Below are 16315 nucleotides of genomic sequence, written 5' to 3'. Positions count from 1 at the left end.
GTATGGGAATCACAAAGATTAAGACGAAGGATTATTGAAAGTGGTGAGATAGAAAGAAAAAACCCACCACTTAATCAGTGATGGGTTTGCATTTAGTAACGAATCTATTGGTGCTTAGCGCTTGAAGCGCATAAATACCGTCGAGAGCGGAGGCAGGTCTAGGCTTATTGACTGCTCAAGGCCATGCGACTCGACAGGCACAGTCTCAACAACATCTTTGACATCTGCACCACTACCCCAATACTTGTTATCGTCGGTATTTAGCAGTAGCTCGTACACACCTTCAACCGGCACACCGAGGGTATAACCTTGACGTGGTACCGGGGTAAAGTTTGATACGACCAATACCTTGTCACCATTAAGAGCAATACGCTCATGGGCAAGAATACTGTTATCGGCATCATCCTGGACGCGCCATTCAAAACCAGCCGGATCACAGTCTTGCTCATACATCGCAGGTTCTGAGGTATAAAGGCCATTTAAGTCTTTGACCAATGCCTGCATACCGCTGTGGCGAGGATACTCCAACCAGTGCCACTCTAGCTGACCGTCGTGGTTCCACTCAGCGCTCTGGGCAATTTCTGCACCCATGAAGTTAAGCTTCTTGCCAGGTTGGCCATACATATAACCCATATATGCACGAAGGTTTGCTGTTTTCTGCCACTCATCACCCGGCATTTTGTCCAGCATTGAACCTTTGCCGTAAACCACTTCGTCATGAGACAAAGAGAGTACGTAGTTTTCGCTAAATGCATATACCATTGGGAAAGTAATGGTGTTGTGATGGTAGCTTCGGTGAATTGGCTCTTCCTGGATGTAGGAAAGGCTATCGTGCATCCAACCCATGTTCCATTTAAAGCCAAAACCCAAACCGCCCATATCAGTTGGCTTGGTCACGCCAGGGAAGGCTGTCGACTCTTCAGCAATAGTCATCGCATTCGGGTAATGACGGTAAACTTCCTCATTCACCCAGCGCAACAGGCTCACTGCATCAAAGTTAACGTTGCCACCTTCGTGGTTAGGGATCCACTGATCGTGCTCTCGGGAGTAGTCCAAGTAAAGCATTGATGCTACTGCATCTACTCGCAAGCCATCGATATGGTAATGTTCGAACCAGAAAAGCGCATTCGAAACCAAGAAACGGCGAACATGATCACGACCGTAATCGTAGATGTAGCTCTTCCAATCTTGGTGCCAGCCTCGGCGCGGATCCGGGTCGTTAAACAGCGCGGTTCCGTCGAAGTTAGCCAAACCGTGATCGTCTGATGGGAAATGGGCTGGAACCCAGTCCAAAACAACACCGATATTTGCCTGGTGACACTGATCAACGAAGTACTTGAAGTCATCCGGTGAGCCGAAACGACTTGTCGGTGCAAACAGGCCAATTGGCTGGTAGCCCCAAGAACCGTAGAACGGGTGCTCGGAAACCGGCATCAGTTCAACATGGGTGTAGCCCATTTCGCTTAGGTACGGGATAAGCTCATCAGCGAGCTCACGGTAGTCGAGGAACTCACCCTGAGCGTTCTTGCGCCATGAACCAGCATGCAGCTCATAGAATGACAAGGCTTGTTGGTGCTTGGCAGTTACCGGACGGTTTTGCCATGCGCTGTCTTGCCAATCATATTTCGCTTGGTCGAAAACTTTAGAGGCAAATGACGGATACTGCTCCGACGAATAGCCCCATGGGTCTGCTTTGTGAGGTAACCCCTCACCTGCACTGTCTTTCAGCTCAAATTTATATAGGGTGCCTTCCTCAAGTTCAGGAATGAACAGACCCCAAAGGCCATCATCAAGACGTTGCATTGGGTGGCGACGACCGTCCCATGCATTGAAATGGCCAACAACACTTACCGCTGAAGCATTCGGTGCAAAGACAAGAAAACGTACACCGGAAATTGAAGAGTTACCACGATTAAGAGTGACTAGCTGGGCACCCATTTCACTGTGCATCAGTGATGGGTCTGCCAACGCTTCACCTGATTGAATCAGATTGTGGAATTGGTAAGGGTCGCAAATCGTTTGTTCGCCTTGCGGCCAGTTAACGACAAGTTGATATAGTGCAGTGGTAAAATCGAAATCACCCTCAAGCACAAAACCGCTATCAGCTTCGCGTGCGAGGGTAAAACGTTCACCGTTTTCAGTTATTGCTTCAATAGAATCAGCACCAGGCATGTACACGCGAAGTGCAATGTCAGTTGACTGATATTGAGGGCCTAAAAATGAAAATGGGTCTGAAAATGCAGCTCTCTCGAGCTGCATGTATTCCTTATCACTGCGGGTCACTTTAGATGTGTCCAACGCATTACTCCTGATATTACTTATTGTTTGATGCTTCTGCTCGTGTTTCGGTTAAACGACGAGTCAAGTCAACAATATTCTGGCGGGTGAAGATATCATCCAATGTGGTCGATAACTTACGACGCCAGTTCGGGTATTCATCAACGGTACCCGGGATGTTGACCGGCTTGTCCATTTCTAGCCAGTCTTCCAACTGTAGGCTCAACAAAGCACTAGAGCCGGCAGCTAGGTGGAGTTGCATGGCTTCGCTTAAGTGCTGATCCATCGGCACATATGCAGCGTTATGCCCAACCCCTTCAGGAAGATAACCATGCCAAGCTAAACTATCAAGGATTTTTTGTTTGCTTTCGGCACGACTATCAAACAAACCTGCCAATTGCTCCTTATTTGGATACAAACCAAGCTCTTCGCCCATCTTAAGGTCGTCACAGTGCCAGAAACCACGTAGCGTTGGCATATCGTGAGTACACAGTGCAGACATTGACTGATCAGCATAGTGCTTAGGTGAGTAGAAGCCGCCGTCTTCTGCAGTTTCGAAGAAGAACACTTTGTATGAGTGAATACCAGCTGTAGCCAACTTATCAACGATTTCATCAGGTACCGTACCCAAGTCTTCACCGATAACCGTACATTGGTAACGATGGCTCTCAAGCGCCAGAATCGACATCATATCTTCAACTGGGTAGTACATGTACGCACCGTTTTTCGCTGACTCGCCTTTTGGAATCCACCATAGGCGAAGTAGGCCAAGTACGTGGTCAATACGAAGTGCGCCACAGCTGCGCATGTTAGCGCGTAGCAGTTGAATATATGGCTCGTATGCACGCTCTTTAAGTACGTCTGGGTTCAGCGGCGGAAGGCCCCAGTTCTGGCCTAGTGGACCAAGAATATCTGGCGGTGCACCCACGCTCACGTCCTGACATAGCGCGCCGTGGTCAGCCCAAGTTTCTGAGCCAGAGTCACAAACACCAACGGCTAGGTCACGGTATAGACCAATTGTCATACCCTTCTCTTCAGCCAACTCATTAACCTCTGCTAATTGAGTATCAGCTAGCCATTGCAAGTACATGAAGAGTTGTACTTGAGCGTAGTTTTTCTTGATAAACGTCTGTACAGCTGCATTATCAAAGTGACGGTACTGCTCAGGGAATACAGGCCAGCCCCAAGTATTATCGTCTTCTTTTTTCAGCTCTGCATGCAATGCATCAAACGCTGCTTGGTGAAGCAGGCTCTCGCCACCGTCTTCTACAAACTGCAGGAATTTCTGTGCACGTGCCGTGTTTTTCTCAAGATGGCGCTCGCTGAACGTATTGAACAACAGAGGCAGAACAGCCATTTTCAGACAAGACACTTCACTGTAGTTCACCCAATTCGCGTTGCGCGCTTCATTCAAACGCTGCTGGAATTCTGGGCTACCGACAAGTTGCTGTGCTTCATCACACTGGGCAAACTCAGTTACAGAGCTCACATCAATGTACATCAGGTTCAGCCAACGGCGTGAAGATGGGCTGTATGGGCTCGCACCTTCTGGGTTAGCTGGGAATAAGGAGTGGATTGGGTTCAAACCCACAAAATCACCACCGCGGGCAGCAACGTCAGCAACCAACTGTTTAAGATCGCCGAAGTCACCAATACCCCAGTTGTGGTTAGTACGGATTGAATACAGCTGAACGCTGGTACCCCAAAGCTTCTTGTTATTAAGCAGATCTTCCTGCTTGTAACAAGATGTCGGAGTCACGATCAAAGTCATTTCAAAAGGAGATTTACGACGCTTACGGAACACCTCAAGCTTGTGGTAACCCCATGCCAGATCATCCGGTAATGCGAAAACCAACGTACCACCGTCTGCGCGCTCGTCAGAGACAAGCTGAGACTGTAGCCAGCCTTCCAGCACATCACCCTGCTCTGTTTCCAAGCGCCAGCTAAAATCGCTGATACGTGCGCTTTGGCCCAAATGCATTTCAATGTGCATCGGCTCACCTTTGCGAACCACCTTAACCGGTGCTAGCACATCAGGGCGTAGCTTTTTATTTGCTGATTCCAGCAAAGCTTCATCACTCTTGGTGTCGTAACCTAGCGCTGCCAACAGGCGACGGATTGTATCGCTGTCAACTTGCGCCTCATCCCCCCAAGCACTGACATAGTTATCGGCAATGCCGACCATGTCCGCGACTTGTTTTAATACTTGATCGTCTTTCATCGTTCTCTCCGTTAGCGGCCTTGCGGCCGCTACGATGTTTAAAGTTTTGCTGATATCAATTCGTACTTTTTTTGCAGCTTAGAGCAGTTATAGTGAAACCGGCTCTAGTTTCCAGATATTGTTAGCGTAGTCTCGAATACTACGGTCTGAGCTGAATTTGCTCATCAGTGCCGTATTCAGAATGGCTTTGCGAGCCCATGTCTTCTGGTCACGGTATTCCGCATCGATTTTCTCTTGCGTCTTCACGTAATCGGCAAAGTCAGCCAGTACCAGGTAAGGGTCACCACCGTCCAGTAGGTTGTGACGGATTGCCGCCAACTGGCCAGGGTTGCCTGGTGTGAATTCATCGGTCTCTAACAAGTCCAGTGCTGCGCGTAGAAGGCTATCAGCATGGTAGTAACGGTAAGGGTCGTAACCCTCTTGCTTCAGTTTTTGTACTTCATCTACCAATAGGCCGAAGATGAAGATGTTTTCGTCGCCCACTTCTTCGCGCATCTCAACGTTTGCACCATCCATCGTACCGACAGTCAGTGCACCGTTCATTGCGAACTTCATGTTACCCGTACCCGATGCTTCTTTACCGGCAGTCGAGATCTGCTCAGAAACATCAGCTGCTGGGAACAGGATTTCAGCAAGGCTTACGCGGTAGTCAGGAATGAATACCACTTTCAGCTTGCCGCCAAGACGTGGGTCGTTGTTCACTTTCTCTGCCACCTTGTTGATAGCAAAGATAATGTCTTTCGCCAGTGCGTAACCCGGTGCTGCTTTCGCACCAAAGAAGAACACACGTGGGTGCATATCGAACGTTGGGTCGTTCAATAGGCGGTGGTATAGCGCCAAGATGTTCAGCAGGTTCAGGTGCTGACGCTTGTATTCGTGTAGACGCTTGATTTGGATATCGAAAATTGCATCAGTATCTAGCTCGATACCCATGTTCTCTTCTACCCAGTTAGCTAGGCGCTGCTTGTTTTCTTTCTTCACTGCCATGTAGCGCTTCTGGAAGGCTGCATCGTCAGCGAATTTCTCTAGGCCTGCAATCTTCTCAAGGTTTGCCGGCCAGTCATCACCCACTTTCTCACTGATTAGTGCAGAAAGGCCTGGATTACAGTATTTGATCCAACGGCGAGGCGTTACACCGTTAGTAACGTTAGTTAAACGGCCTGGGAATAGCTCGTTAAACTCAGGGAATAGATCGCGCTTAACCAACTCAGAGTGCAGTGCTGCAACACCGTTTACAGCGTATGTGCTGACAACACACAGGTTAGCCATGCGAACCATGCGTTGTGGGCCTTCTTGGATGATAGAAAGCTTACGCTTCACTTCGTTGTTGCCTGGCCAATTTTGCTCAACCAGCTTCATGAAACGGTGGTTGATTTCGAAGATGATCTCCATGTGACGCGGTAGCATCTGCTGGATCAATGCTTCGCTCCACGTTTCCAGTGCTTCTGGAAGTAGTGTGTGGTTGGTGTAAGCAAAGGTCTTCGAAGAGATTTCCCACGCCTTGTCCCAGCCTAGTTTGTACTCATCCAGAAGGATGCGCATTAGCTCTGGGATAGCGATAGTTGGGTGGGTATCGTTTAGCTGAATTGTCTCAAGCTCAGATAGTGACTCGATAGAGTTACCTGCAGCTTCGTGGCGGCGTAGGATATCAGCAACCGAACAAGCACAGTGGAAGTACTGCTGCATTAGACGTAAGGCTTTACCTTGATCGTGGTTATCGTTCGGGTATAGCACCTTGGTCACGTTACCTGCTTCAAGAGCAGAGTACTGTGCACCTACGTAGTCACCGTCATTGAAGCGCGCTAGGCTGAACGGCGCGTTTGAGCGACATTCCCATAGACGTAGTGGGTAAACACTCTTGTTGTCGTAACCAACGATTGGTAGATCCCATGCAACACCTTCAACAGTCATTGCAGGTACCCAGCGACGGCACTCTACGCCACTCTCATCAGTGTAAGCTTCAACATGACCGTATAGGCTAACTTCTTGGGTCAATTCTGGACGCAGAACTTCCCATGGGTAACCTTCAATACCGCGCCATGCATCCGGTGCTTCGACCTGACGGCCATCAACGAAAGACTGACGGAACAGACCGTACTCATAGTGCAGGCCGTAACCTACTGCAGGGTATTCCTGTGCTGCTAGTGAGTCCATGAAGCAAGCCGCTAGGCGACCTAGACCACCGTTACCCAATGCTGGGTCACGCTCTTCTTCAAGAAGGTCTGTTAGGTTTTGGCCCATTCCTTCCATTGCGTCAGCAACGTTTTCGTATAGGCCCATGCTGATTAGGTTGTTGCCGGTTAGGCGGCCGATCAGAAACTCCAGTGAAAGGTAGTTAACACTGCGAGCTTTCTGCTCTGCAAGATTCTTTTCTGTGGCCAATAGGCTACCCGTGCTGATTTCTGCCAGCGCTTTGCCCATTGCTAGATACCAACTGCGAGATGTCGCAGTTTCTGCTGTAGAAGCGTAAGTTGTTGTAAGGTGCTTTTCTACTGCTGCTTGGAAAGCGGCTTTATCAAATTGTTGTGTCTGACCATTCTTAGGCATGGTTCAATCTCGCTCTAGGATTATTTCCAACTGCTGACAATGTTGCCTGTATTTATCAGCGCTAACATCCTCCCGAACTAGGGAGGAGTAGGGATGAGTGGGAGGGGCGTAGTTATGAATCTCCCCCACTTTATGTGACACAATGCAAAATTCTGGGGTGTAGAAAGACTTAAACGCCCATCCATATGCATTTAAAGTCACAAATACAGACTACCTTTTCATGTGCAATTGGACAGATACAAGATGGTGAAAAATCAGAGATATGTGAACTGTGTCATAAAAATAGGGATGAGTTGACATCTTTTGCTGAATTCAACCTAATGCGCTGTCAAAGTTATCATCTAGATCAAATGCCTCACTGCAATTTTTTGAAATGATAATCAGGATTACATGGCATAAATGCTCAGATAACATGGTTCATTCAGAGCAACGCTCCTGAGCAACAATGGAACTGAAACCTCACAATAAGATAGCAAGACTATGTGGATACCATCTAAATTAACTCGTCCGGCACGCCTTCATAATGCAATTCTGCGTCCCCGTTTGCTGGAAACGCTAGAGCAGGCCCCGTTTTATCGTCTTGTGCTGTTTCGATCACCTGCGGGCTATGGCAAAACAACCATGGCAGCCCAATGGTTGAATGAGCACCCGCATACCGGTTGGTTCAACATTGACGAAAATGACAACGACACCTTCCGTTTTGCCAATTACTTACTGCAAACCATCAACAAAGCGACGAATAACGCCTGCTTGAAAACCCAAGCTATGGCTGAACGTCGTCAGTTTGCTTGTCTGTCCACACTTTTCAGCGAACTGTTTGGTGAATTAGCGGATTACCACGAACAAACCTATGTTGTCCTCGACGACTACCACCTCATCAACAATGATGATATTCACGATGGGCTCCGATTCTTCCTTAAGCATATGCCAGACAACCTGACACTGGTAGTTACCAGTCGAACGTTGCCACCGCTTGGCACGGCAAACCTTCGCATTCGCGATCTGCTCATCGAAGTTGACAACGATTTGTTAGCATTTGATGAAGAGGAAACCACCCGCTTTTTCGACAAGCGTATCGGTGAGAACATTGAAGAAGCTGTACTTAGAACGCTTCACCATCAAGTGGAAGGCTGGCCATCAGCTTTGCAATTGATTGCTTTGCACGCACAGCAAAAACCACACAATTTGGTTGAGTCTGCCGAATCTATGGCAAACTTTAATCGTGGCCATCTGTGGGATTACCTTGCAGAAGAAGTGTTTGATCTGCTTGATGGCGAAACACAACAATTCCTATTGCAGTGTTCCGTATTGGATATGTTCAATGCGCAATTAGTGACTGATCTCACGGGGCGTAGTGATGCGCTAGCAGTATTGGAGTCTCTAAATCGCTTTGGCTTATTCCTCAATACACTTGAAGGTGATAGCAATTGGTACCGCTTCCACAACCTGTTTGCTGAATTCCTCCGCCACCAGCGCTACTCCCAGATCCCACAGCAAAGGGCTGAGTTGCACGCACTGGCCGCAAAAGCATGGTTGAAGCAAAACTCGCCTCAACAAGCCCTGCTCCATGCGCAAAAGTGTGAAGATACTGCACTGGTGATTAATATCTTGTGTGATTTCGGCTGGGAGATGTTCCACCACGGTGAGATGAAGCTTTTACAAGACGCCTTGAATCAAATCGATGCCGAAGAGCTCTATAGCCAACCTCGCCTGAACCTACTTCACATGTGGCTTCTTCAAAGCCAGCACCTATATAACGATGTGGGTGATATGATTGCGGAGACAGAAACCGAATTTGCCAAGCGTGATATCGAACTCAATGACGCCTTACAAGGTGAATTCAATGCCCTGCGCGCGCAGGTAGCGATCAACCAAGGTAAACCAGATGATGCACTAATCTTGTCTGAGCAAGCATTAGGACAGCTGCCATCTACTACTTACCGCAGCCGAATCGTCGCAACATCGGTGGTTGGTGAAGTCCACCACTGCTTGGGTAACCTTAGCCGTGCACTGCCAATGATGCAGCAAACCGAAAAGATGGCACGCCAATACCATGTCTATCATCAGGCATTGTGGGCACTGCTTCAGCAAGCTGAAATATTGTTGGCACAAGGCTATGTCCAAAATGCTTATGAACTCCTTGAGCAGGCTTTCAAACTGGTCAAAGAGCAACATTTACAACAGGTACCTTTGCACGAGTTTCTTCTACGCCTTCGTGCGCAGATCCTGTGGTGTTGGAATCGCTTGGAAGAAGCTGAAGAGTCAGCGCTAAAGAGTTTGGAAGTGCTTGCGCCATATGACGAGACCAAGTCACTCCATGCATACTCGATGCTCGCCCGTATTGCGATCACCCGTGGCGAACAAGACAAAGCAAGCCGCTATCTCGATCTGTGTAACAGCCTAATGAGCCGTTCCATCTACCATATCGACTGGCGTGCTAATACTGACTTGGCTAATTTGCTCTACTGGCAACTGACCGGTGATATGGAGAGCATTCAGCAATGGTTGCTCCATGCAGAACAACCTGAAGCGGCCTGCAACCACTTCCAGCAGTTGCAATGGCGAAACATTGGCCGTGCTTGCGTCAACATTGGTGATTACGATCGTGCTGAAACTATCTTCACTATGCTCGATGAGAGCTGTAATAAGCACAACCTGATCACTGACAAAAACCGTAATCTTGTAGTGCAAGCAGTACTAAGTAAACGTCAGGGGCGTAGGGATTTAGCCCTAGCGCAGATGAAGCAAGCGCTTGAACTCACAAACAGTACCGGCATGGTTGGGATCTTCCTTTGCGACGGTAATCAGATTTGTGATCTCATCCAAGAGTTGGTAGATACCAAAGCGCTTAATGAACTGGAACTTCACCGTGCCCGTCAGTTACTTAGGGAAATGACGAGCAAGGAGCGTAACCGTTCAGTTCACTTTGATGAAAACTTTGTCGAGAAGCTACTTAACCTTCCTGACGTGCCTGAGCTCATTCGTACCAGTCCACTAACCCAACGTGAATGGCAGGTGCTGGGCTTAATCTACACAGGATATAGCAACGAGCAAATTGCCTCTGAGCTGGACGTAGCATCAACGACCATCAAAACGCACATTCGCAACCTGTATCAAAAGCTCAACATCGCTAATCGACAGCAGGCCATTGAAACAGCAGAAAATTTATTGAAATTAATGGGCTTCTAAGCCCCCTTAAAACTGGTTAAGGATGACCATATGGAAGAATGGAGCAAGGATCGGCTCTGGACTCGTGATATGCCATTCAAGTTGAATGGCATTCCCGTTGGCGCAAGGATGACAGTCATCAGGCTTGATAATGGCAAACTGCTTATCCACTCCCCGATCCAATTAACAACAGCATTGCAGCTTGAACTCAGCCAACTCGGTGCTATTCAAGCGATTGTGACACCAAATATGAATCACCATTTGTTTTTGTCCGAATGGTGGCTCGCCTACCCTGAAGCTTATTTTTTTGCACCGCCTGGACTTCAGACCAAACGAACAGACCTCGCCTTTGATGATGCTCTCAGTGCCCACAGCCCGCAAATATGGCAGCACCAACTGTACCAGACATTATTAAGGGGGAGCGATCGGATGGAGGAAGTGATCTTTTGCGATCCAGTCTCCAACACCTTGATCGTCGGTGATACCCTTGCATGGTTTCGGCCTTCTAGCAATATTTTCACCATGGCGCTGGCATTAGCCAACGGTTGCTATCAGCACCCTGCCATGCCGCTGTACTGGCGTTGGACCTTCCAAAACAAAACAAGACTCAGGCAGTCACTGCAAGAGATACTGACTTGGCCTTTCGACCGCATCATCTTGTCTCACGGCCATAATGTTGAAACTGATGGTAAGGCTTTCTTTCATAATGCGTTTAAGTGGGCTTTATAGTGTAACTACACTATGTATTCCTTTTAATACAATAACGGTTACAATTTAATACGAACAATGTTCACTTGCTTTATTGAACATTGTTTTAATGGGTATATGATAGGCGACAGTCTCTACTTGTTGCCATACATACACCCATGAAAATCCAACTTAGATCACTTACAATATTCCCCCTTCTCCTAACCTCTCCACTCGCATACTCACAACAACCGACAACGGAATTTGATTATATTAGTGGAGGCTTCCAATACACAGCGCTAAGCGACAAGTTCACAAGTTCACATTACTTTTATAACGACAAAGAAAATACGTCTGTCGCCGACAGCATGGCTGGCGCATATTTAAAAGGTAGTTGGAATTTTACCCATCAATTATACGTTGCAGGTAAAATCGAATTGTCTAAGCGAAACCAGTTCTCACTGTCTCATCAAAATGTGGGGATCGGCTTTTATCAACCGGTATCACAATCAATTTCTCTATTTACAACATTGGGTGTCGCAAACCTTCAACTAAAGCAAGGGGAAACCTTCGGCTACAAAAACAAAGAATACAGTGAAACAGGTGCAAGTATTGAGGCAGGTCTACGCTATACCCCTTTTGATCTGTGGTTGGTTGAACCCTCATTCCGTACCGATCAGTTTGAACACACCTTTAATGAATACCGCTTGGGGAATGTATTTAACGTTTCTAACAATATGAAAATTGAAGCTAATTTTTCATATTCGACCATTGATAAATTCTCAATGACCAGTTATCAACTAGGTGTTCGCTATACGTTCTAGAACGCTAAAAATTGCTTATAATTTGCCTTATATCAATAAACTAATAAGTATGGTTCAGCCGAACTTCATATGTGATTAATGTCACAACAGAAGGTATGGATAGGAGTATATTTATCCTCGATCATTTGTATGAGGAAATGGATATGAATGCTTCTAGGCTTTATTTAAGAGATTTATTAGGCATAGGCTTGGTGATCTCTGCAATTCTTGTTGTACTTGGCTTAATCTTTAGTGCTCTCGCTGCCTTAAACTTCATCACACATGAAGAAGTGCTAGCCAATACGTATTTACATGAAGCATTACCGCTGTATTTCTTTGTATTACCGGGCTTCGCGATTGCAAGGTTCATCAACCGCCCGAAATGGGTACATGATATTGAAGAGTATCAATTAGAGTCAGCCAAGAAATACAGCCAATCCCACTAATGCTCTCTGAAATTGCTGCCAACTAAATTTGCTCTCCGTCTAGTTGGTAGTGATTGCTCTCTCCTCCCCCATTCTCATCGTAATGCGCCGCTTCTATACTGACATTAGCTTGTCATACCTTGTAGATAGTATTCTTATTAATCGGATCATAGAGCTTGGCGAAGGAGTGCAGCGCATTGATAAAAGAAGGCCTATACCGAAGATTACCCGAGCTCATGCAGCTTGAAGCGCTAGTTAATCATTCATTGCCCACACTACACCACGTGAATTCCTCTATCGATGTCGTGAGCTATGCCGACCTCGATAATATCCCCTTACCCATCTACAAGATCAGCATAGGCGCCATTGATAGTCATTCCCCGTGTTTATTTTTTGTGGGGGGTGTCCATGGTTTAGAGCGTATAGGTAGCCAAGTCGTCATCTCCCTGTTGGATAGTTTATGTCAACGCCTTCACTGGGATGAGTCCCTTAATCAAAAGCTAAATCGAATTAAACTTGTGTTTATTCCTTTGTTGAACCCAGTTGGAATGGCAAAACGGTATCGCTCCAACGGTAATCATGTTGATTTGATGAGAAATGCCCCAATTGACAGCGCAGAGTCAACCGCTTGGTTAGTTGGGGGACATCGCATATCTAAATATATCCCGTGGTATCGTGGCAAAGCACAACAAGCGATGGAAATTGAGTCACAAGCACTAACCAATGAAGTTCTAAAGGCTACTGGCTCGAGCCCATTTACCTTGGCACTGGACTGCCACTCCGGCTTCGGAACTAAAGATAGGCTGTGGTTTCCCTATGCGCGAAGTAAGCTTCACCCGATTTCGAAAATTGGCGCCCTGTATCACTTAAGGGAGATGTTCTTTAATGCATTCCCCCATCAAAATTATTTATTTGAGCCCCAAACCAAACATTACACCTGCCATGGAGACTTATGGGATTACCTCTATGATATAGCTGAAAGCCGCCAGCAACATCTTCTTCCCATCACATTAGAAATGGGATCTTGGCGCTGGGTCAGGAAGAACCCATTACAATTACTCGACCGTATTGGCCTATTTCATCCTATAAAACCGCATCGAATTCAACGTGTTCTTCGTACCCACTTGACGCTTACAGAATTTTTGATAAACGCAACCTACTCTTATCAACATTGGTATCAGAGTGAAGACGATGACACATTTTCCCACCAAGCAAAATTGCTTTGGTATCCCCAACATGCACCCGAACAACGCAAAAACACCTATGAATAGAACAACTATTGAACCCCATCATCGTCCGATATTGTTACTTAGAGGGCTACTTCGGGAAACTCGTCATTGGGGTAGATTTGCCGATATGCTGGAACAGGCTTTTCCCAAGCGTAAAATCATCGCATTGAACATTGCAGGCAATGGTTTCCGCCACCAAGAGGTGTCTCCGACTAGCATTTCAGCTATGGTCGATGATTTAAAATTACAAATCAGCTCTTTCCTGTCTTCTTCATCCATTGAGTCACCGACAGAATCAGCCGCTGAAAGCGTCGATATCATAGCAATTTCTATGGGAGGAATGATTGCATTAGAGTGGATGCGAAAGTATCCGCAGGATGTGCATTCTGCAATCTTGATTAACTCTAGCCTTAGTAACTACTCCCCCTTCTATAAAAGACTTAAGTGGCAACAGTACAACAACATCCTAAAATTTTTCTTCATTCCAAAAGAGCAACGAGAGTCGTTAATCTTCGATATGACAACACGCCAATCACCCGCCGAGCTTGTCGACTCTTGGATTGAATGGTCTAAAGCTAACCCTGTCTCTACTACCAATACCTTGAGACAACTCTATGCTGCGAGTCGCTTCAAGTTTGAATCATCACCACCACCTACAACCTTACTTATCGGCAGCCAGAATGATGCGCTGGTCGATATCTCATGCAGTAAAACATTAGCTCAGCACTGGGGCATTCCGATGATGGTTCATCCTAAAGCAGGTCATGATCTCCCGTCTGACGATCCCAGCTGGCTACTCGATAAAGTGACTCTATTTTACCAACGGCAAAATAGCGCTTTAAAGGAAAATGAATCCAATATGAATTAAGCCCTCAGCATTAATTCAATCACAGGCTTGCAAACTACACCCAGTTAAGACGAAAACTGGAGAGAGTTATGACACCTGTAAGTATTGTGATTATCACACTGAATGAAGAAAAACGAATTGGCCGACTACTGTACGATCTGAGCAAGCAAAGCCATCAGCAGTTCGAAGTTATCGTTGTTGACTCCAACAGTGAAGACAACACCTGTGAAGTCGCCAAAGGCTTTGAGCAAGCTTTACCGAGCTTAACCGTCCACAAAATGAATGAACGTGGAACGAGTCTTGGCCGTAATACCGGCGCACAGATAGCTAAACATGAGCGTTTGTTGTTCCTTGACGCCGACGTCCGCTTAAGCCCGACATTCCTAACCAACGCGCTTTACGAACTGGATAACCGCAAGCTAGAAGTTGCCGGTGCCTATATGGCAGCTAAAGACTTATCAGTGGGCTACAAGTTAGGCTACGGAGTATTCAACGCGGGCTTGTTTACCACGTCCTTTTTCTTCCCGACAGCCGTCGGAGCCTGCATGTTCTCAACCAAGCGTGTCCACAGTGAGATCGGCGGTTTTGATCAGACCATCGTCTTGTGTGAAGACTGCGATTATGCAAATCGTGCCGCAAAGACATGGCGTTACCGTATGATCCCGGTTAGTTTTTGGTTCGACCCTCGTCGTTTGGAGCAAGATGGCTTTGTAAAAATGGGGCTGACCTACTTGAAAGCTAACGTACGCCGGTTCTTCTTGGGTGAAATGCGCAACAACGAAATGGAATACCAATTTGATCATTACAAGGATGCAAAATAAGTCATGCATGACGTCGCTTGGTGGTGGTATTTTGGAGGGAGCTTCCTCGATGCCCTGATCGGTCCCAACCTATTCTTTCCTGGTGAGCCATTCTTGCTTGCTGCTGGTTACCTACTAAGCAGTGGCGCTATATACGGCTTACTGGCCGTACTTGCCGGGGGCTTTATCGGTGACCAAATAAGTTTCTTCATTGGTCGCCGATGTGGCTCACAGGGACGACGTTGGTTGATACGTAAGTTCAGTAAAACCAAACGACCGATCGCCAAAACACGTTTGATCCTGCGAAAAAAAGGACCTTGGATTGTCACAGCGTCAAGGCTACTTGGCCCTGTCGCTTGGATAATGCCCTTTATCGCCGGTAGCTATGCCATGCGATGGTCAACGTTTACCTTATACTCCTCTATTGGTTTAATTCTGGGCGTTGGTCAATTTACACTTGCTGGATTCTTTATCGGCAAGGGTATTGAGATACTCCCAAGCTGGGAAACGGTAGGGCTATTCTTTAAAGAACATAGTGTCTTACTCACCGCCTGCCTGGTTTCTTCGTTAGCTTCTTTCATCCTGTATCGACTCTATCGCTGGCGTAAGTGGTTGCTGATGACTTTTTGCTGGCTGACTGCAATGAGCTCGGCTAACTACTACCATTTTTTCCATAGTGAAGCCTATAGCATCGAATGGATCTCTCAAGCACAAGCCAGGAATAGCCATACGATACTGGAAGAAAATGTATCGCTGGCCAAGCTCGATTACACGGTGTATCCAGGATTATCACCGGTGTACAAATCACAACCTATCAATATTATCTTGCAGGGGGGACACCCTAGTATTTTGATGGAGGAACTAGGCTGGGTTGAAAACAAAACCTTTTCCCGAAATAAACTCGATTTATCACAGTACCTTGAATTGATTGCAGATAAACAGCCCCCAATTTCAGATTTATATTGGAATCAACAGCCACAATTGTTGGCCTACCAAATTAAAGGTGACTTAATTAATCGGAGACATATTCGGTGGTGGTTTGCAGGTAAGTCACAACAAACAAATGAAGATATTTGGCTTGCTTCAATCAGCTATGACGATAGCCTCAAGCTTGCTCATTACAAAGGACTCATCACGGTTCTGCATGGTATTGATCCGGATATAGATAATGAGCGCGACACCCTGATGAAGAATGCAGAGGCATTAGGCTGGAAGACTAAATTAAGAAGGCTTGGTGAGCCCGTCGCTTTTTCAAAGTCCAGCCATTATTTCAGTGATGGTAACATCGCTATTATTCAATCTATCTAGCAA

Annotated in this window: 11 protein-coding genes; 8 read left to right on the top strand and 3 right to left on the bottom strand. The window is 46.6% G+C overall.

Going from position 1 to position 16315, the window contains the following annotated elements; all coding sequences use genetic code 11:
- Positions 1–114: 114 nt before the first annotated feature.
- From glgB to C9J01_RS01445, 3 genes are all read right to left on the bottom strand, one after another.
- Positions 115–2298, bottom strand: a complete 2184-nt coding sequence (glgB, locus tag C9J01_RS01455; RefSeq protein WP_107296329.1) for a 1,4-alpha-glucan branching protein GlgB — start codon at positions 2296–2298, stop codon at positions 115–117.
- A gap of 16 nt (positions 2299–2314) precedes the next feature.
- Entirely contained in the window at positions 2315–4498 is a 2184-nt protein-coding gene (gene malQ, locus C9J01_RS01450) for a 4-alpha-glucanotransferase (RefSeq protein WP_107296328.1), read from the bottom strand.
- A gap of 87 nt (positions 4499–4585) precedes the next feature.
- Entirely contained in the window at positions 4586–7045 is a 2460-nt protein-coding gene (locus C9J01_RS01445) for a glycogen/starch/alpha-glucan phosphorylase (RefSeq protein WP_107296327.1), read from the bottom strand.
- Between the two features lie 480 nt (positions 7046–7525).
- Here C9J01_RS01445 and malT point away from each other — a divergent pair, with 480 nt between their 5' ends.
- The 8 genes from malT to C9J01_RS01405 all read left to right on the top strand — a co-directional run bounded on the left by malT (position 7526) and on the right by C9J01_RS01405 (position 16312).
- The gene (gene malT / locus C9J01_RS01440; protein WP_107296326.1) at positions 7526–10234 is read left to right on the top strand and encodes an HTH-type transcriptional regulator MalT; all 2709 of its coding nucleotides are present in this window, start codon (positions 7526–7528) and stop codon (positions 10232–10234) included.
- A gap of 30 nt (positions 10235–10264) precedes the next feature.
- Positions 10265–10942, top strand: coding sequence for a DUF4336 domain-containing protein (locus tag C9J01_RS01435; RefSeq protein WP_107296325.1), 678 nt, complete (start codon positions 10265–10267; stop codon positions 10940–10942).
- Between the two features lie 137 nt (positions 10943–11079).
- A complete protein-coding gene (locus C9J01_RS01430) occupies positions 11080–11724 on the top strand; it encodes a hypothetical protein (RefSeq protein WP_146157053.1) in 645 nt (214 codons plus the stop codon).
- Positions 11725–11867: 143 nt separating this feature from the next.
- The gene (locus tag C9J01_RS01425) at positions 11868–12149 is read left to right on the top strand and encodes a D-fructose-6-phosphate amidotransferase (protein WP_107297381.1); all 282 of its coding nucleotides are present in this window, start codon (positions 11868–11870) and stop codon (positions 12147–12149) included.
- Between the two features lie 176 nt (positions 12150–12325).
- Positions 12326–13399 carry a M14 family zinc carboxypeptidase gene (locus tag C9J01_RS01420; RefSeq protein WP_237156834.1) on the top strand — a complete coding sequence of 358 codons (1074 nt, stop codon included), beginning with the start codon at positions 12326–12328 and terminating at the stop codon, positions 13397–13399.
- Entirely contained in the window at positions 13392–14225 is an 834-nt protein-coding gene (locus C9J01_RS01415) for an alpha/beta fold hydrolase (RefSeq protein WP_158264472.1), read from the top strand. Before C9J01_RS01420 ends, C9J01_RS01415 begins: the two co-directional genes overlap by 8 nt.
- A gap of 68 nt (positions 14226–14293) precedes the next feature.
- Positions 14294–15025, top strand: a complete 732-nt coding sequence (locus tag C9J01_RS01410) for a glycosyltransferase (protein WP_107296322.1) — start codon at positions 14294–14296, stop codon at positions 15023–15025.
- A gap of 3 nt (positions 15026–15028) precedes the next feature.
- Positions 15029–16312 (top strand): LssY C-terminal domain-containing protein, encoded by a 1284-nt coding sequence (locus C9J01_RS01405; RefSeq protein WP_107296321.1) that lies wholly within the window; start codon positions 15029–15031, stop codon positions 16310–16312.
- Positions 16313–16315: the final 3 nt, after the last annotated feature.

Origin of the sequence: Photobacterium rosenbergii, from assembly GCF_003026455.1 — a bacterium.
GTDB classification, from domain to species: Bacteria; Pseudomonadota; Gammaproteobacteria; order Enterobacterales; family Vibrionaceae; genus Photobacterium; species Photobacterium rosenbergii.
This window is presented reverse-complemented; position numbering and strand designations above follow the sequence as displayed.

Coding starts and splice junctions, on each gene's coding strand:
- malQ (WP_107296328.1), bottom strand. CDS start 4,498: ATGAAAGACGATCAAGTATTAAAACAAGTCGCGGACATGGTCGGCATT.
- C9J01_RS01445 (WP_107296327.1), bottom strand. CDS start 7,045: ATGCCTAAGAATGGTCAGACACAACAATTTGATAAAGCCGCTTTCCAA.
- malT (WP_107296326.1), top strand. CDS start 7,526: ATGTGGATACCATCTAAATTAACTCGTCCGGCACGCCTTCATAATGCA.
- C9J01_RS01435 (WP_107296325.1), top strand. CDS start 10,265: ATGGAAGAATGGAGCAAGGATCGGCTCTGGACTCGTGATATGCCATTC.
- C9J01_RS01430 (WP_146157053.1), top strand. CDS start 11,080: ATGAAAATCCAACTTAGATCACTTACAATATTCCCCCTTCTCCTAACC.
- C9J01_RS01425 (WP_107297381.1), top strand. CDS start 11,868: ATGAATGCTTCTAGGCTTTATTTAAGAGATTTATTAGGCATAGGCTTG.
- C9J01_RS01415 (WP_158264472.1), top strand. CDS start 13,392: ATGAATAGAACAACTATTGAACCCCATCATCGTCCGATATTGTTACTT.
- C9J01_RS01410 (WP_107296322.1), top strand. CDS start 14,294: ATGACACCTGTAAGTATTGTGATTATCACACTGAATGAAGAAAAACGA.
- C9J01_RS01405 (WP_107296321.1), top strand. CDS start 15,029: ATGCATGACGTCGCTTGGTGGTGGTATTTTGGAGGGAGCTTCCTCGAT.